The organism is Pseudomonas sp. IC_126 (assembly GCF_004331835.1).
Lineage (GTDB): Bacteria > Pseudomonadota > Gammaproteobacteria > Pseudomonadales > Pseudomonadaceae > Stutzerimonas.
The window spans coordinates 1,034,667-1,052,717 of record NZ_SJSS01000002.1 but is presented as its reverse complement, the minus strand read 5'-3'; the positions used below and the strand labels follow the sequence as shown (position 1 = coordinate 1,052,717).

Genomic DNA, 18,051 nt, shown 5'->3' with positions numbered 1-18,051 from the left:
TATGGGGCTCCGCAACAGTACGCCGAGCTTCATCCACCGCGCCCACCAGCCCAATCGGCCCTCGACATGCTTCTGCACATCCCCGCCATCTTCAGCTCCGACGAAGTCAAACGTATCCGCAGTGCGCTGGAACAAGCCCCTTGGGCTGACGGCAAGGTCACCGCCGGCTACCAATCGGCCAAGGCCAAGCACAACCTGCAATTGCCGGAGGATTCGCCGCTGGCGAGGGAAATCTCCGAAGCCATGCTGCAGCGCCTCTGGCAGAACCCGCAGTTCATGTCCGCTGCGCTGCCGCACAAGGTGTTTCCGCCCCTGTTCAACTGCTACAGAGAAGGCGGCTCGTTCGGTTATCACATCGACAACGCCATCCGCCAGGTGAGGAACAGCCCCGAGCGTGTCCGTACCGATGTGTCCTCGACCCTGTTCTTCAGCGATCCGGATAGCTACGACGGAGGTGAACTGGTCATTCAGGACACCTACGGCACACAGCGGGTCAAGTTCGCCGCCGGCGACCTGGTGCTCTATCCCGCGACCAGCCTGCACAAGGTCGAGCCAGTCACCCGCGGGACGCGCATCGCCTCGTTCTTCTGGACCCAGAGCCTGGTCCGCGATGATGGCCAGCGCACCTTGCTCTACGAGATGGATCAGGCGATTCAGCAACTGACCCGCGATCTGCCGGACCATCCATCGCTAGTCCAGCTGACCGGCACTTACCACAACCTGCTGCGTCGCTGGGCAGACGTCTGAATGCGTTTTCTATCTCGTCGTGAGGAAGTCTCCCCGGACCAGCTGCCCAACCTGCTGACGGGCGAGCCACGAGAAGCTGCGCGGACCATACTCGCCGCGGCGGAAACGGGCCTCGCAGACGCCCAAGTGATGCTCGGCCAGATCCTGCTGGAAGGCCGTGGCATCCAACGCGACCCCGCGCTGGCAGTCCGCTGGTTTCGCATCGCACGGGCGCAAGGCAACCCGATGGCGCACAACATGCTCGGCCGCTGCCTGGAACATGGCTGGGGTTGCAATCCGGATCTTTCGACGGCAGCGCGCGAATACCTCAACGCGGCCGAACAGGGTCTCGACTGGGGCATGTACAACCTTGCCAACCTGTTCGCCACTGGCCGTGGGGTCGCGCAGGATCAGGCGCAGGCCTTACAGCTGTATCGCCAGGCAGCGGAGCTGGGTCATGCGAAGTCGATGAATCTGCTGGGACGCTATCTGGAAGAAGGCCTGGTGGTGCCGGCCGATCCGGACGCCGCCTGGAACTGGTATCGGCGCTCCGCCGAGGCAGGCGATTTCCGAGGCCAGTTCAGCTATGCAGCGGTGCTGATCAGCCAGCAGCGTTGGGACGAGGCGCGGCACTGGCTGATCCAGGCATTGGCGCTCGGTCACCTGAAGTTTCTGCGCAAGGCGCGAGACGAGTTGCTGGCAGCGCGGATCGAACCGATCACCGATATCGCCGTGGCCTATGTCACCCGCTGCGCCGACATCGGTGATCAGGGTGACCGGTTGGTTGCCCGCCAGCTCGCCACGACCCGGCCTGACCCGCTCGAATCCGACGCATAACGCAAGAGTATGGGAACCTCCGTACCCCTGTGGAGGGCGCGCCCTCGCGGCGAATGGCGGCGGCACCGAGCCTGAAACGCTTCGCCCCGTGGGCGGGCTTCTTACAAAAGTAGCTTGCGCTTCGCCCCGAAGGTCTACTAGAGGTGGCCTACCAAGAAAGCGAAACCCCGCCAAGGAGGCGGGGTTTCATCAGGCTGCTGCCGCGGCTGTTACGGCATTGCTGAAGGCGCTTAGAGGTAATAAGCCTTCAGCGGCGGAAAGCCGTTGAATTCCACCGCGCTGTAGCTGGTGGTGTAGGCGCCAGTGGAGAACCAGTACAGACGGTCGCCGCTGGCGAGGTTCAGTGGCAGGCCGTACTTGTAATGTTCGTACATGATGTCGGCGCTGTCACAGGTCGGGCCGGCGATGACCACTTCTTCCATCTCGCCCTTCTTCTCGGTCCAGATCGGAAACTTGATGGACTCGTCCATGGTTTCGATCAGGCCGCTGAACTTACCCACGTCGGTGAACACCCAGCGCTCAACGGCGGTGCGCGACTTGCGCGACACCAGCACCACTTCGGAAACCAGCACGCCGGCATTGGCAATCAGCGAACGGCCCGGCTCGAGGATGATCTCCGGCAGATCGTCGCCAAAGTCGTCCTTCAGGAAGCGGATGATCTCGTCGGCGTAGGTGGTCAGGTCGTTGGTCTTGGCGATGTAGTTCGCCGGGAAGCCGCCGCCCATGTTGATCATCTTCAGGACGATGCCGTCCTCTTCCTTCAGACGTTCGAAGATCACCTTGACCTTAGCGATGGCCGCGTCCCAGACGTCGATATCGCGCTGTTGCGAACCGACGTGGAAGGACACACCGTAGGGGTCCAGACCCAGTTGCTTGGCCAGGATGAGTAGGTCCAGCGCCATGTCGGTCTGGCAGCCGAACTTGCGCGACAGCGGCCAGTCGGCAGTGTTGGAACCCTCGGTGAGAATCCGCACATAGACCTTCGAACCCGGTGCGGCCTTGGCAATGTTGCGCAGGTCGGCTTCCGAGTCGGTGGCGAACATGCGCACGCCCCTGTCGTAGAAGTAGCGGATGTCCTTGGCTTTCTTGATCGTGTTGCCGTAGCTGATGCGCTCCGGACCGACGCCGGTGGCCATCACCTTGTCCAGTTCGTAGATCGAGGCGATATCGAAGTTCGAACCCTTGTCGCGCAGCAGCTCGGTGATTTCAGTGGCCGGATTGGCCTTCACGGCGTAGTAGATCTTGGCGAACGGGAAATTGCCGACCAGTTGGTCGTACGAATCGCTGATGATCTTGGTGTCGATGACAACGAACGGGGTTTCGCGCTCATCGGCGAAGGCTTTCATTTTCTGGAAGGTTTCGCGCGGATAGTAATCTTCGATCTTGATCGACATGCATGGCTCCAAATCGGGAAACGTAAAGTCGGATAAGGGGTGAGCAAGAACGCCTGATCAGTTTCCCCACTTTGGTTCGCCTACTTCCCAAGGCATGTCGCCGAGTATCACGGCCAGGTCGACGGCAACGGGTGCGGTGACCTGGTGAATCCTGATCTCTCGTCGTCAGTACTTGAGCCGGATGGATCGTTGCCAGCATGGACGTTCGGGCGCGAACTTTAGAACCACAGCTGTTCGATATCAATGAAAAATCCGTACTCGCTTCCATTTTTCCCATGTCGACGAACCTACCCTTATTCAAACCGACAAATGTGACGCAGCGATGTTCCCCCTCTGAGCCTGGCCGGCCCGGGCGCAGCGACGTGCGCCACGCTGACGGACAGCCTTTGCGTTATAATCGCCGGCTTTTTCCGACACGCTTTCTATACCGGGACCGCCATGACCTCTCAGGCCGCCGAAGTCGCGAAGCGCCGCACCTTCGCCATCATTTCCCACCCCGACGCGGGCAAGACCACCATCACCGAGAAGCTGCTGCTGATGGGCAAGGCCATCGCTGTCGCCGGTACCGTGAAGTCGCGCAAATCCGACCGCCACGCCACGTCCGACTGGATGGAAATGGAAAAGCAGCGCGGCATCTCCATCACCACCTCGGTGATGCAGTTCCCTTACCGCGAGCACATGATCAACCTGCTCGACACCCCCGGCCACGAAGACTTCTCGGAAGACACCTACCGCACCCTGACCGCGGTGGATTCGGCATTGATGGTTCTCGATGGCGGTAAGGGCGTCGAGCCGCGCACCATCGCCCTGATGGACGTCTGCCGCTTGCGCGACACCCCCATCGTCAGCTTCATCAACAAGCTCGACCGCGACATCCGCGACCCCATCGAACTACTCGACGAGATCGAAGCGGTCCTCAAGATCAAAGCCGCGCCCATCACCTGGCCGATCGGCTGCTACCGCGACTTCAAGGGCGTCTACCACCTCAAGGACGATTACATCATCGTCTACACGCCAGGCCACGGGCATGAGCGCACCGAGGTGAAGATCATCCAGAAACTCGACTCCGACGAGGCACGCAAGCACATCGGCGACGAGTACGACCGCTTCGTCGAACAACTGGAGCTGGTCCAAGGCGCCTGCCACGAATTCGATCAGAACGAGTTTCTTGCGGGTCAGCTGACGCCGGTGTTCTTCGGCACGGCGCTGGGCAACTTCGGTGTCGACCATGTGCTCGACGCCGTCGTCGACTGGGCCCCACGCCCGCTACCACGCGCCGCCAACGAGCGGGTGGTTGAGCCGGTCGAGGACAAGTTCACCGGCTTCGTGTTCAAGATCCAGGCGAACATGGACCCCAAGCACCGCGACCGCATTGCCTTCATGCGCATCTGCTCGGGCAAGTATGAAAAAGGCATGAAGCTGCGCCACGCGCGCATCGGCAAGGACATCCGCATCGCCGACGCCCTGACCTTCTTCTCCAGCGAGCGTGAGCAGCTGGAGGAAGCCTGGGCCGGCGACATAATCGGCCTGCACAACCACGGCACCATCCAGATCGGCGACACCTTTACCGAAGGCGAAAACCTCGGTTTCACCGGTATCCCGCACTTCGCCCCGGAACTGTTCCGCCGCGTGCGCCTGAAGGACCCGCTGAAATCCAAGCAGCTACGCCAGGGCCTGCAGGAACTGGCCGAAGAAGGCGCGACCCAGGTGTTCTTCCCCGAGCGCAACAACGACATCATCCTCGGCGCCGTCGGTGTGCTGCAGTTCGACGTCGTCGCCAGCCGCTTGAAAGAGGAATACAAGGTCGAGTGCGCTTACGAGGCGATCAACGTCTGGTCCGCGCGCTGGATCGAGTGCGACAACGAGAAGAAGCTCAAGGAGTTCAGCGACAAGGCCTACGAAAACCTGGCGGTCGATGGCGGTGGTCACCTGACTTATCTGGCCCCAACGCGGGTCAACTTGAGCCTTATGGAAGAACGCTGGCCGGATGTGAAATTTAGGGCGACGCGCGAGCATCACTAACCGGGAGAAACACCACAGTCAGCATCTGGCCGATGGGATATGTTTCCGGTTCCACACATCGGAGCAACATCATGCGGAACCTTCTGCTCGCTCTTGCCCTTTCCACCTCTGCCGCTCAGGCAGGGGTGCTGATCAACAGTCCGTTCTGGGTCGTCGCGCTGACATGCGCCAATAATCAGGAATGCTATGCCGCCAGCAACGGCAGCTACACCGGCTCGCTGAATGGCGCACGACGCTTCGATGATCAGACCCAGGCGACAAAGTTCTTGAACAGCCTGACGTCCAGTCTGCGGGACAAATCTCCACGCATGGAGCAGCATACGGAGCAGCAGTGCGTGGAGCCCAGCGGGGATCGCAAGTATCCGGGGCGCCCTTGCTGACTGCTTAAGACGCCTATTTCACAAGGATCGTGAAATGCCAACCGAACGTGTTACACCCGAGCACCGCGTGTTTGCCCAGCAACTCCGCACGCAGCTCACCGACTGCGAGCGCCTGCTATGGCGGCGACTACGCAACCGTGGCCTGGCGGGCATCAAGTTCCGCAGACAACATCCGTTCCCGCCCTATGTACTGGATTTCTACTGCGCAGCTGCGGTTAGTGATAGAGCTCGACGGCGGTCAACACTACGACGATGCCGGGCAGGAGAAGGATCGAGTGCGTACCGACTATCTGCAGCACAAAGGTCTGGACGTGCTGCGGTTCAGCAATCTGGATGTGTTGCAGAATCTCGCAGGGGTTCTGGCTGAAATACTCCGCTGGGTTGAAGCCTGCTCCCCTCACCCCAACCCTCTCCCCAAAGGGGAGAGGGTTGGGGTGAGGCCTCCGTATCAGCGCGGTTAGCCCGACTCATGGAGTAAGCGGGGCCTCTGGCTGCGCTATGGCTATGCGAGTCGCAAAGGCCAGCTTTCTCGGAAAGATACGTTCCGCCGCCAACGAACCGAAAATCCCCACTCCGACCAGTCCCCTCTCCCCCCGGGGTGAGGCTAGGTGAGGGGGCGTGGCGCCGCCGTATACGGTCAGCCCGAGAAGAGCGCTCACTAAGCAGCCCCTTAACATCAGCGATCAACGTCTGTCCGCGCACCGGAACGAATGCAGCGATGAGAAGAAGCTCTAGGAGTTCAGCGACAAGGCCTACGAGAACCTGACCGTGGACGGCGGCGGCCACTGACCTACCTGGCGCCGACGCGGGTCAATCTGAGCCCAATGGGAAAGTCCCCACTCCGACCAGTCCCCTCTCCCTCCGGGGAGAGGGCTAGAGTGAGGGGACGTGGCGCCGCCGTACCTTCGGCTAGACCGACAACAGCACTCACCAGGCAGCCCAACACCTGAACATCAGCGCCTATTGCCCTTCCTCCAACGTCCAGGCAATCACCGAATCCCCGATCTTCGTCCCAAACGAGCCATGCCCACCGGCCATCTGTACCACGTACTGCTTGCCGGTTTTCTCCGAAACATAGGTCATCGGCGTCGCCTGCCCACCCGCCGGCAGCCGCCCCTTCCATAGCTCTTTACCGCTCTGCAGGTCATAGGCACGCAGGTAGTAATCCAGGGTGCCGCTCATGAAGGCGACACCGCCAGCGGTGACGATCGGTCCGCCTAGCGCTGGCGTGCCCACCGGGAAGGGGATGCCGAGCGGTGCGCTGTCGCGGCTAGTGCCGTTCTTGTGCATCCAGACTTTTTTCATGCTGCGCAGATCAACTGCAGTGACGAAGCCCCATGGCGGCGTCTGGCACGGCAGACCGAGCACGGACATGAACGGCTCCAGCCGCACCATATAAGGTGCGCCGAGGTTCGGTTGCAGCCCGGTCTCGCCGCCACCGGTGCGTTCTTCCGGATCGACTTCGCTGCGCTTGACCATGGTCGATATGAACGCCAGATAGTTCGGCGCACCGAACAGCAGCTGCCGGCTCGGATCGACCGCCACGGACGGCCAGTTGAACGTGCCCACATTGCCCGGATAGATCAGCGAGCCTTGCTCTGAAGGCGGCGTGAAATCACCGTCGTAGCGCAGCTTGCGGAACTGAATGCGGCACATCATCTGATCCAGCGGCGTGCCACCCCACATGTCCTTTTCATACAGCGGCTCGTCCGGCGCATAGCTGAGCGCAGAAACCGGCTGGGTCGGCGCCGCATAGTCACCTTCCACCGTGCCCTGCGGCACCGGGACTTCCTCGACCGGAACGATCGGGACGCCCGTGCGGCGGTCCAGCACGAACAGATCGCCGCGCTTGGTCGGCTGAATGATGGCTGGCACCTTGCCCTGCGGCCCGTCGATATCCACCAGCGTGGGCTGGGACGGCAAATCGCGATCCCAGAGGTCGTGGTGCACGGTCTGGAATTCCCAGCGCACCTTGCCGGTCTCCAGATCGAGCGCGACGAGGGTGTCGGTAAAGCGCTCGGATTCGGCCGTACGCGGTACGGCCCACTGATCAGGCGTCTGGTTGCCGGTGGGGATATAGACCAGCCCCAGCGCCTCGTCTGCAGTAGCGATGGTCCAGGAGTTCGGCGTGCTGCGCACGTAGGTCTCGCCCGGTGCCAGCGGATCGGTAGCATCCGGGTTGCCCGGATCGAAATTCCACACCAGTCGCCCGTTGCGCACGTCGTAGGCGCGAATGACGCCGCCGGGTGAATCCACCGCGCCGTTATCGGTAATCGAGCCGCCGACGATGACCAGCTTCTCGGTCACCACCGGAGGCGATGTTGGCAGATAGACACCCAGAGCGCCTTCGCCGAGACCGAGTTTCAGGTCCACCACCCCGGCATCGCCGAAGTCCTCGCAAGGCTTGCCGTCTTCTGTATCCAGCGCGATCAACGTACCGTCATTGGTCGGCAGAAACAGCCGGCGCTCGCAGCGGGCCGCAGCTTGTCCCGGCGACGGGACACTCGTCGCGGTCTGGCCATAGGAACCGGCATCGTGAAACGCGAGGCCGCGGCAGGTCATGTGCTGGTAGTACTCGGCATCACGGTTGATGCTCGGATCGAAGCGCCAACGCTCTTCACCGGTATCGGCATCCAGCGCGATGGCGATGCTGTGTGGCGTGCAGATGAACAGCGTGTCGCCCACTTTCAGCGGCGTCACCTCATTGGTCAGCTCGCCCGGATCGCCCTCACCCGGCAAATCGCCGGTGTGATATTCCCAGGCTTTCTCCAACCGCCCGACGTTTTCCGGAGTAATCAGGTCCGCCGTCGAATAGCGATCGCCGTTGCTGGAGCCACCGTAGGCTGGCCACTCGCTTGCCGAGCGCCCCGCCTGTCCGTCCGGTTCGAGGCCCTGCATCTGCGCGTCGCTGAGCTCACCCTTGATCGAGTGATAGTCCTGCGTCAGCGAGTAGCCAGCCATCAGCGCCCCGGCCAGCAAGCCGAGCCCGAGCAGCCCACTGGCGCCGTCACGCCAGACTAGCCGATCGCTCACGTAACGATTGACGAAGGGCAGGATCAGCCACAGCCCGAGGATGCACCAGAGATCGATTCGTGGCGCCAGCTGCCACCAATCGAACCCGACCTCGTAGATCGTCCAGACCAGGGTGGCCAGCAACAGCAATGCATACAGCCAGATAGCTGCGCGCCGTCTGGCAAACAGCAGAGCGGCGACGATGAGCAGCGCGATTCCAGCGCTCAGGTAATACCAGGACCCTCCCAGTACCGCGAGGTAGCCACCGCCGATCGTCATCAGCGCCCCTAACACCAGTACAACAATGGCCGTCAGGGTGATACGCAAGGGGCGCGGCCCGTATTCGATGCTCATCCAACGCTCTCCAGCCGATTCGTTTCAACGCAAAAGCTGGCGAAACGTTCTGACACAGAATTTCGACCAGCTTTTAGTGGATGCAGCGGGAAGGCGTTTAGTTCAGCGGTTTCGGCCCGCTGGTCAGGTTGCCGCGCCAATGGCGAGCGGCTGTACCTCGGGCTTCTTGATCACGGCATAGATCACGCCTGTTACCAGACTGCCGGCCAGAATCGCCAACAGATACAGCAGCGCCTGGTTGATCGCGTTGGGAATCAGCAGCACGAACAGCCCGCCGTGAGGCGCGAGCAGCTTCGCACCGAAGGCCATCGACAGCGCACCGGTCAGCGCGCCACCGGCGATGCTGGCCGGAATTACCCGCAGCGGGTCTTTCGCGGCGAAGGGAATCGCGCCTTCGGAAATGAAGCAGCAACCGAGCACCAACGCGGCCTTGCCGGCTTCGCGCTCGCTCTGAGCGAATTTGCGACGGGCGAGGATGCTGGCGATGCCCATGCCGATAGGCGGGACCATGCCGGCAGCCATGGTTGCTGCCATCGGTGCGTAGCTTTGCGATGCGAGCAGGCCGACCGAAAACGCATAGGCCGCCTTGTTCACCGGGCCGCCGAGGTCGACGCACATCATAGTGCCGAGCAACAGCCCGAGCAGAACGGCGTTGGACGTGCCCATGGTGTCGAGAAACTCGGTGAGCCCGGCGAGCAATTTCGCAACCGGAGTGCCGACCACATAAATCATCACCAGGCCGGTGACCAGGCTGGCCAGCAGCGGGATGATCAGGATCGGCTTGAGCGACTCGACACTGGCCGGCAGCGGAATCCAGCGGCTGACCGCCTTGGCCGCGTAACCGGCGACGAAGCCCGCGATGATCCCGCCGATAAAGCCTGCGCCCAGCGTGCCGGCCAGCAGTCCGCCGATCATGCCCGGCGCGAGACCAGGGCGGTCGGCGATGGAATAAGCGATGTAACCGGCCAGCAGCGGCACCATCAACTGGAAGGCCGTCTCGCCACCGATTTTCATCAACGCCGCCGCCAGCGTGCCCTCCTCCTTGAACGCCTCGATGCCGAAGACGAAGGACAACGCGATCAATAGGCCGCCCGCCACTACCATCGGCAGCATGTACGAAACGCCAGTAAGAAGGTGCTTGTAGACGCCGGTCTTCTCGCCCTTCTGCTCGCCGCCACCGGCACTGACCGCGGCGCCACCGCTGAGCAGCACGGCTTCTTCCAGAGCACGATCCAACGTCGCGTCGGGCTGCTTCAACGCCACGCCAGTGCCGCAGCGAAACACCCGCTTGCCGGCGAAGCGGGCGACATCCACCTCGATGTCGGCGGCGAGCAGCACCACATCCGCCTCTTCAATGGCCTGCGCGTCGAGCACGTTGCGTGCGCCCACCGAACCGCGGGTTTCCACTTGAAGGTCGTAACCCTTGCGGATCGCCGCCTGCTGCAGGGCTTCGGCAGCCATGAAGGTATGCGCCACGCCAGTCGGGCACGCGGTGATGGCCACCAGCTTGGGTTTGCCGCGGGTCTGGGCGATATAAGCCTCATCATCCTGCTGCAGCTCGCTGGCCGCCTCGGCAGCAGAGCGCAAGAATCCTTCGGGATCGAGCAGCGCTTCGGACGGGGTCGATTGCTCGACGCGCTTGCCAATGAAGCGCTGCAGCGACAACGGCCCGGTCTTGACCACCACGACCAGATCGGCATTTGCGATCTGCGCGGGCGTGAGCGGCGACCCAATTGCCTTGGGATCATGGACTTCCACAGCGGTCGACCAGCCCAGACGATGAGCGGCCGCTTCGAGCAAGCGTGACGTGAGCACACTGGTGACCATTCCGTTGGGGCAGGCCGTGACGATGAGAAGATTCATTCCTTTCACCTCTTATTGGAGTTATTGGCTCAGCGGCTGAAGGCGAACGGCGGCTTCAAGCTCGGCGAGCTGCGCCGTGCCGGTGATGCCGAAGCCGATCTGCCCGACCGCCTGCGCGGCGATGGCCGTGGCGTGGCGGAGCGTGCGTTCGGCGGGCCAGTTCTCCAGCAAGCCGTGAAGCATGCCGGCGAGCAGCGAGTCGCCCGCGCCAACGGTGCTGACCACCTGCACTCTTGGCGGACAAGCGTGCAGGCCAGCGCCTGGTGCAAACCAGCTCACGCCCTCGGAGCCCTGAGAGACGACCACGTGCTCGACGCCTTCGACCTGCAGTCGCCAGGCTTCACGGGCGAGCGCCGGCGCATCGGCGGTTTGCATTCCGCGGGCCTCGGCCAGCTCCTCTTCATTGGGTTTGATCAGCCAGGGCGCGGTCGCCAAGCCGGCGCGCAGGGCCGCGCCACTGGTATCCAACGCGACCCGCGCGCCCAGTTGCTTGAGTGCTTGCAACAGCTCGACGAACCATTCCACCTGGACACCGCGTGGCAGGCTGCCGGCAACCACAACCAGGTCATGTACAGGGGCGAGGCGCTTTAGCCTGGCGAGCAGCTCGACGCGCTCCGTCTCGGCGATCATCAGCCCAGGGCTGTTGATGTCAGTGATTTGCCCGCCGGCTTCGGCCAGTTTGATGTTGCTGCGGGTTTCACCCGCTACCCGAACAAACTCATCGGCAAACCCGCGCGCCTCGAACAACTGCTCGAACGCCTGCGGATTGTCCGCGCCGAGAAAGCCGGTCACCGTCAGCTGGTGTCCCAGATCGGCCAGCACTTGCGCCACATTGAGGCCCTTTCCGGCAGCATGCACCTGCACGCTTTCGCTGCGATTGACCTCGCCCAGGCGCAGCGACGGCAGTTGCACAGTCAAATCCAGCGCTGGATTAAGGGTGACCGTCAGGACGCGCGCCATCAGCAATGCTCTCCGACGAAAGCCCGTACTTCATGTGCGCCCGCTAACAGCAGCGCTTGCTGGGCCAATTGCTGGCAAGCGGCGAACTCCAGCTCCCGCACCCGCGCCTTGACCAGCGCGATGCTGCGAGCGGATACGCTCAGCTCGTCGACACCGAGGCCCACCAGCATCGGCACTGCCAGCGCATCGGCAGCCAGCTCGCCGCACACCCCGACCCACTTGCCATGCGCGTGCGCGGCTTTGACCGTCATGTCGATCAGCCGCAGCACCGCCGGATGCAAGCCATCGGCCTGACCGGAAAGGGTCGGATGACCGCGGTCGATAGCCAGTGTGTACTGCGTCAGGTCATTGGTGCCGATGCTGAAAAAATCTACTTCCTGCGCCAGCACCGGGGCGATCAGCGCCGCCGAGGGAATCTCGATCATGATGCCCACCTGCAGATCGGTCATCGGCATTTCCACCCGCAGGCGGTCGACCATGGCTTTGGCGGTGCGCCACTCATCGATGTTGCCGACCATGGGAAACATGATCCGCAACGGGCGACCGTCGGCGGCGGCCAGCAGCGCGCGCAGCTGGGTTTCGAGAATGTCCGGGCGCTGCAGACTCAGGCGAATGCCGCGCACACCGAGGAAGGGGTTTTCTTCGGCCGGCATCGGCCAGTACGGCAGCGGCTTGTCGCCACCTACATCCAGCGTACGCACCACCAGCGGCCGCCCTTCGAGCGCTTCCAGCACGCGGCGATACTCGGCTTCCTGAGTCGCCTGGTCCGGCGCCTGGGAGTGGTTCATGAACACCAGTTCGGTACGCAGCAGGCCGATGGCTTCGGCTCCGAGAGAAACAGCCTCGGCAGTCTCTCCAGCCGCGCCGATGTTGGCGGCGATCTCTATCGGATGACCGTCGCGAGTGATCGCCGGCTCCAGTCGTCTCTCGTTCGCCACACGCTTGCGCTCCTCGCGCTCGGCGCGTTCGCTTCTGGCTTCTTCCAGTTGCGCATCGCTTGGCGCGACCAGCAGTTCGCCGCGCTCGCCGTCGAGCAGCAATAGCGTGTTCGGCGCCAACCTCAGCACGCCTGGCCCGGCGCCGACGATGGCCGGAATGCCCAACGCACGGGCGATGATCGCGCTGTGCGAGGTCGCGCCGCCGCCAGCGGTGAGGATGCCGGCGACGCGCTGGCAGTTGAGCGTGGCAACGTCCGACGGAGCCACTTCATCCATCACCAGAATGTAGGGCTCATCCGGCGCCTGCTCTGCCTCGACACCCGTCAGGCAAGCCAGTACGCGGCGGCCGACGTCACGTAGATCCGCCGCGCGCTCGGCCAGCAATTTGTCGTGCAGCGATTCCTGTTGCTGCGCGGCGTTTTCGATTTCTTCCACCCACGCGGCTTCGGCGCTCAGGCCTTTTTGCAGGCGTACCTGTACGTCCTCGCGCAGTGCCGGATCGCGCAGCATGGCCTGATGGGTGGTGAAGATGTCGCGAATGCTGGCGACCTGGCTTTCTTCGATCAGCACGCCTATTTCACTGAACACGGTATCCAGCGCTGCATCCAGGCGCTGCAGCTCCACGATTGGAGATTCGCCGTGCTTGGGGTAGTCGATCACCTGTGGCTTGCGCACCAGCACCGGGCCGATGGCGATGCCGGGCGAGGCGGCAATGGCCATCACGCGCTCGCCGACACGCAAAGCCGCGTGCTCGACAGTCTTTTGATCCGGTTGCGCGGCAAGCGACGCGCCGGCGTTTTCCATCACCTGGCCCGGCGCGGGCAAGGGCTCGACCTCCTCGCCCAAGCCGTCTTCCACAGCGCGCACCAGCACCGGCAGCGCATCGGCGGCAACCGAGGGCTCGGCGATGAATTCCAATACCTGACCGCGATGCGCGCCCATCGCCAGGAGTTTGCTGAGGCTCTTTACCGACACGCCGGCAGTCTCGCTACCGGCCACACGTACACGGATATCGCCGTCGAAGGCCTGAGCGATTTCGGTCAGCACCTTGGCGGGCCGCGCATGCAGACCATGAGCATTGGCCAACGGCACCTGCACGCTCGGCCAGTCGGCCGGTACGTCGCCGCCGAGCGCTTCGAGCACCACGCGACTGGAGGTCGCCTGGCTCAGTTCCTGCCCGCGGCCTTCGATCAGCAGATTGCACAAGCGCTCGAGCATCGCCCGATGCGCCTCACCCAGGCTGGCGAGCACGAACAGGCCATTAAGCGGCTGCCCCTGGTGTACCAACGAATTGATGGGTGTGACGAAGGCCAGCCCGGGACGCTGCACCGACTGTTCGCTGCTTAGCCACCACAAACCGTCGCCCAACGGCAGCGCCTGGTTCAGCGCCAACCCGGCATTGAAGCCGGGCTCCACGCACTGGGCGCGCTTGAGCAGCTTGACGCCTTGCCAGGCCAGCTCGTCGAAATCATCTGCGGTAACACCGAGGGCGACCAACTGGCCGTCCAGCGCCAATTCCTGCGGCGCGCCCTGCAGCAGGTCGATGATCGCCTCGGGGCTATCCACTTTCTGCAGCGCCTCACTCAGATCGCCTTCGCCAAGCGCTCGGGTCAACAACTGCAGCAAACGCAGATGCTCATCCGAACGCGCGGCGATGCCGATGGCCAGATACACCTGCTGGCCATTGCCCCAGTCCACGCCACCTGGAAAGTGCAGCAGGCGCACACCGGTGGTGAAGACCTGATCGCGGGTTTCCGGCGTGCCGTGCGGGATGGCGATGCCCTGGCCAAGAAACGTCGAGCCCTGCGCTTCGCGCGCACGGAGCCCGTCGAGATAACCGGGCGCCACCAGCCCGTCCGCCACCAGCACCTCGGCCAGCAAGGCCAGGGCGGCAGGCTTGTCGGCGGCCGTCTGATGCATGTGGATATGCTGGGCATTCAACTCAAGCATGGAGAACTCCTGTGCGGGCTCACGATTGTTTCTTTACCGGCCGGTCCGGCAGGGACGCTGACATGGCCCGAATCCTGGGCTGGCGCTTATGACCGAATAGTTGCTGAAACGTTTCAGCCAAGGCTGGCACATTACGCAATATTGGGTAACTCTAGAAGCCCGAGTTCATACCACCCGTCCTTCCCAGGATTTTCATCGTTGAAACTGACCGACATCGCCCGCCTCGCCAACGTCTCGGTAACCACCGCCAGCTACGTCCTCAACGGCAAGGCCGTACAGCGGCGGATAAGCCAGGGCACGGTGGATCGGGTGATGGCGGTGGCTGAGCAACAGGGATTTCAGCTCGATCAGCAGGCCGCCGGTTTGCGGCGTGGGCAGTCGCGCACCCTGGGCTTCATCGTTCCCGACCTGGAAAACCCCAGCTATGCCCGGCTGGCCAAACTGCTCGAACAGCGCGCCCGCCAACTTGGTTATCAGCTGCTGATCGCCAGCTCCGATGATGAGCCGGACGCCGAGCGCCAAGTCATTCAGGTGCTGCGCTCGCGGCGTTGCGATGCACTGATCGTTGCCAGCTGCCTGCCGGCGGATGACGCCAGCTATCGCAAGATTCAGGCGAGCGGCACACCGGTGATCGCCCTCGACCGGGCGCTGGATGCCGAGCACTTCTGCTCCGTGGTCAGCGACGACCGTGAGGCCGCGGCGCAGCTGACCCGCTCGCTAAACATCCCTGCCGATGCGCATATCGCGCTGATCAGCGCACGGCCCGGATTGCGCATCAGCCAGCAACGCGAGCAAGGCTTTCGCCAGGCGCTGGAAAGCCACGCGGGTCAGATCAACGTGATGCAGGCTGAGCAGTTCAGCCGCGCCTGCGGTCGTGAACAGACGCTCGCCCTGCTTGATCAAGGTCCGTTACCCGATGCGCTGATCACTACCGCATACGTGTTGCTAGAAGGAGTGTTCGATGCGCTGCGCGAGCGCGACCTGCTCTGGCCCGAGCATCTGCGACTGGCGACCTTCGGTGATGCGCAGCTGCTCGACTTTCTGCCGATTCGGGTCAACGCGATTTCCCAGCAGCACGAGCAGATCGCCGAACTGGCATTGGATCAGGCGATTCGCGCCATCGAGCAGAATGACTATCGCCCCGGCGTGCTCGCCGTGGAGCGCGTGCTGCGGATACGGCGCAGCGCGGTAGATGCGTAGTCCTTGCGGGGAACGTCGCACTGGCCGAAGCTAGCCGCCTTCCAACGAGCCGCTAACTGATGAACATCGAACAGATCACCCAACGCCTGCATGCGATCCGCGATCGTAACGAGTGGCAGCGCTTTCACAGCCCGAAAAACCTGGCCATGGCCGCCAGCGTGGAAATGTCCGAGCTGGTAGAAATCTTCCAGTGGCTAACCGAAGACGAGTCGCGCCAGCTGCCGGCCGACAAGCTGGAACACGCCGGCCAGGAAGTCGGCGACATCCTTATGTACCTGCTGCTGATGTGCAGCGAGCTGGGCATCGACATGGAGCAAGCGCTGCTAGCCAAGCTGGCGGATAACGAGCGGCGGTTTGCCCGATGAGCGACCGCCATTTCGATGAGCTGGCGACGCGCTTCGCCGAGAAGATCTACGGCGGCGCCAAGGGTGCGATCCGTCTTGCGGTGTTGCAGGCGGACCTCGCCGAAGTGCTGCCGCAACGCCCGCTGCGCGTGCTCGATATTGGCGCCGGCCTCGGCCATATGAGCCTCTGGCTCGCGCAGCAAGGCCATCAGGTGACCCTAGCCGAGCCTGCCGAACCGATGCTCGAAGGTGCTCGCGAGCGTTTTGCCGAAGCGGGCCAGAACGCCACCTTTATTCAGGCACCCTGGCAGGACGTAGAAAACCATGTCGAGGGCCGTTTCGATCTGGTTATCTGCCACGCGGTGCTGGAATGGCTGGCCGAACCGCAGGCGATCCTGCCGGTGCTGCATCGCCTGGTCGCCGCCGATGGCTGGCTGTCGCTGGCCTTCTACAACCGCGACGCGCTGATCTACCGCAACCTGCTCAAAGGGCATTTCAAAAAGCTGCGCAGCCAGAGCTTTGCCGGCGAGCGCCAGAGCCTGACGCCACAGCAGCCGCTCGACCCGCGTGAGCTGGCCGCGCAACTCGCACCGCACTGGCAGGTCGAATCAACCAGTGGCGTGCGTGTATTTCATGATTACATGCCCGCCGATTTCCAGGCCCGCACCGAGCCTGCTGACCTGATCGAGATGGAACTGGCGTACCGCCGCCACCCTACTTTCGCAGGCCTTGGGCGTTACCTGCACTGGTTGTGTCGGCCCCGCTGAATGCCGGCTGGGAGGTACCAATGTCGATCCGCACTGCTTTGCCACTGCTCTGTCCCCTGCTCGGCCTAAGTCTTGCGGCCTGCCAGAGCAGCAATCCCTACACCAGCGAATCCGCTCCGATTCCCCCGGCGCCGCCCGTCGAGCAGATCCAGTCGCCGATCTATCCGGCCGCGCCGCGAGACTTTTCCAGCTACCAGAGCTGGAGCTGGCGCACCCCACCGGCGGGCACGGCCTCGCTTGCCGGCGAAGAGTTACAGGAGATGGTGGCTGGTGCCCTGGATCAGCGCGGCCTACGCCCGGCGCCGAACAACAGCCAGGGCGATGTGCAGATCAACGCCAGCGCCCAGATGGAAACGCGGGTGCGACAAACCTACGATGATTACGGCCCCCGCGTCGGTGTGGGTCGCTATGGTGGCGGCTATGGATACGGTAGCGGCTACAGCATCGGAACGAGCGCGCCCATCGTGCGCAACTATGAAGAAGAGGTGGTATCGGTGCGCATCGAGATGTTCGACGCGAGCTCCGGCCAATCCGTCTGGAGCAACCGTGCCGAAGCCCGTAGCGGCGGCGATCAGGGCGAGCGCAAGGATGCGGCACGTGACGCCGTGAACCGCGCGCTTGCCGACTACCCGCCGCGCTGAATTTGCGCCGGTCCCTATTGCGAGGAGAACCGAGATGATCCGTTCATTACTGATGCTTCCCCTGCTCCTGCTGTTGGCCGCCTGCCAGAGCACCCAGGTGCAGCGCGATTTCGACCCGCAGCGCGACTTCTCCGCCTACCGGACCTGGAGCTGGCAGGAACCGGCGCTGCAATACCGCCCGGATGATCCGCGCATCAAGAGCGACCTCACCGAACAGCGCATTCGCAGCGCGGTCAGCGAGCAGCTCGACCAACGTGGCCTGCGCCAGGCCCAGGGCGCCAACCCCGCAGATGTGCTGATCCAGGCCTGGTTCATCGTCGACGAGCGCTCCCAGCAATACACCTCCGCATCGATGGGCGCCTGGGGTAGCCCCTGGCACGGCTTTTGGGGCGGGCCCATGTACACCGATACCCGCACCGTTCATTACCAGGTCGGCACGCTGCAGATCGATTTTTACGACGCCGATGACGGCAAGCTGATCTGGCGCGGCAGCGCCGAGCAAGTTCTGCGCGATAATCCCGGCAGCCCGCAGGAACGCGCCGGGATGTTTCGCGAGACAATCACGAAAGTCCTGTCCCAATACCCGCCGCACTGAGTGCCTGATGCCACAGCCCTCGCCGATCCCGGCGGGGCTGAACTCGTTTTGTCTATTAATGGAGAGGT

Annotated in this window: 14 protein-coding genes and 2 pseudogenes; 11 read left to right on the top strand and 5 right to left on the bottom strand. The window is 63.2% G+C overall.

The annotated features are described in order from the left end of the window. The first annotated feature begins 66 nt into the window (after positions 1-66). The gene (locus E0D86_RS10155) at positions 67-747 is read left to right on the top strand and encodes a Fe2+-dependent dioxygenase (RefSeq protein WP_131649871.1); all 681 of its coding nucleotides are present in this window, start codon (positions 67-69) and stop codon (positions 745-747) included. After that, entirely contained in the window at positions 748-1,563 is an 816-nt protein-coding gene (locus tag E0D86_RS10150; protein ID WP_131649870.1) for a tetratricopeptide repeat protein, read from the top strand. Between the two features lie 230 nt (positions 1,564-1,793). Here the strand turns inward: E0D86_RS10150 and E0D86_RS10145 are convergent, their stop codons facing one another. Then, positions 1,794-2,957 (bottom strand): type III PLP-dependent enzyme, encoded by a 1,164-nt coding sequence (locus E0D86_RS10145; protein ID WP_131649869.1) that lies wholly within the window; start codon positions 2,955-2,957, stop codon positions 1,794-1,796. A gap of 438 nt (positions 2,958-3,395) precedes the next feature. Here E0D86_RS10145 and E0D86_RS10140 point away from each other — a divergent pair, with 438 nt between their 5' ends. The 4 genes and pseudogenes from E0D86_RS10140 to E0D86_RS21930 form a co-directional block, all read left to right on the top strand. After that, positions 3,396-4,979, top strand: coding sequence for a peptide chain release factor 3 (locus E0D86_RS10140; protein ID WP_131649868.1), 1,584 nt, complete (start codon positions 3,396-3,398; stop codon positions 4,977-4,979). A 71-nt stretch (positions 4,980-5,050) separates the two neighbouring features. Beyond that, positions 5,051-5,359: a hypothetical protein gene (locus E0D86_RS10135; protein WP_131649867.1), complete on the top strand. Its 309-nt coding sequence runs from the start codon at positions 5,051-5,053 to the stop codon at positions 5,357-5,359. 34 nt (positions 5,360-5,393) lie between these two features. Beyond that, positions 5,394-5,820, top strand: a pseudogene (locus E0D86_RS10130) (endonuclease domain-containing protein). Positions 5,821-6,052: 232 nt separating this feature from the next. Continuing rightward, positions 6,053-6,186: pseudogene (locus E0D86_RS21930) on the top strand (hypothetical protein); the annotation flags it as partial. Between the two features lie 133 nt (positions 6,187-6,319). Here the strand turns inward: E0D86_RS21930 and E0D86_RS10125 are convergent. The 4 genes from E0D86_RS10125 to ptsP all read right to left on the bottom strand — a co-directional run bounded on the left by E0D86_RS10125 (position 6,320) and on the right by ptsP (position 14,436). Further along, positions 6,320-8,725 (bottom strand): membrane-bound PQQ-dependent dehydrogenase, glucose/quinate/shikimate family, encoded by a 2,406-nt coding sequence (locus E0D86_RS10125; protein WP_131649866.1) that lies wholly within the window; start codon positions 8,723-8,725, stop codon positions 6,320-6,322. A 123-nt stretch (positions 8,726-8,848) separates the two neighbouring features. Beyond that, positions 8,849-10,588: a PTS fructose-like transporter subunit IIB gene (locus tag E0D86_RS10120; RefSeq protein ID WP_131649865.1), complete on the bottom strand. Its 1,740-nt coding sequence runs from the start codon at positions 10,586-10,588 to the stop codon at positions 8,849-8,851. Between the two features lie 21 nt (positions 10,589-10,609). Continuing rightward, entirely contained in the window at positions 10,610-11,548 is a 939-nt protein-coding gene (pfkB, locus tag E0D86_RS10115) for a 1-phosphofructokinase (RefSeq protein WP_131649864.1), read from the bottom strand. Continuing rightward, complete coding sequence (ptsP, locus tag E0D86_RS10110) at positions 11,548-14,436, bottom strand: phosphoenolpyruvate--protein phosphotransferase (protein WP_131649863.1); 2,889 nt, start codon at positions 14,434-14,436, stop codon at positions 11,548-11,550. The genes pfkB and ptsP overlap by 1 nt, the downstream gene beginning before the upstream one ends. A gap of 198 nt (positions 14,437-14,634) precedes the next feature. On the opposite strand from ptsP, the gene cra reads away from it, so the two are divergent. Genes cra through E0D86_RS10085 form a run of 5 tightly spaced genes read left to right on the top strand, consistent with a single transcriptional unit; the run spans position 14,635 to position 17,983 of the window. Then, entirely contained in the window at positions 14,635-15,636 is a 1,002-nt protein-coding gene (gene cra / locus E0D86_RS10105; RefSeq protein ID WP_131649862.1) for a catabolite repressor/activator, read from the top strand. A 59-nt stretch (positions 15,637-15,695) separates the two neighbouring features. After that, a complete protein-coding gene (locus E0D86_RS10100) occupies positions 15,696-16,001 on the top strand; it encodes a nucleotide pyrophosphohydrolase (RefSeq protein WP_131649861.1) in 306 nt (101 codons plus the stop codon). Next, positions 15,998-16,747, top strand: a complete 750-nt coding sequence (locus E0D86_RS10095) for a methyltransferase domain-containing protein (protein WP_131649860.1) — start codon at positions 15,998-16,000, stop codon at positions 16,745-16,747. Before E0D86_RS10100 ends, E0D86_RS10095 begins: the two co-directional genes overlap by 4 nt. Positions 16,748-16,767: 20 nt before the next feature. Continuing rightward, complete coding sequence (locus E0D86_RS10090; protein ID WP_131649859.1) at positions 16,768-17,388, top strand: DUF4136 domain-containing protein; 621 nt, start codon at positions 16,768-16,770, stop codon at positions 17,386-17,388. A gap of 34 nt (positions 17,389-17,422) precedes the next feature. Beyond that, the gene (locus E0D86_RS10085) at positions 17,423-17,983 is read left to right on the top strand and encodes a DUF4136 domain-containing protein (RefSeq protein WP_131649858.1); all 561 of its coding nucleotides are present in this window, start codon (positions 17,423-17,425) and stop codon (positions 17,981-17,983) included. Positions 17,984-18,051 lie beyond the last annotated feature (68 nt).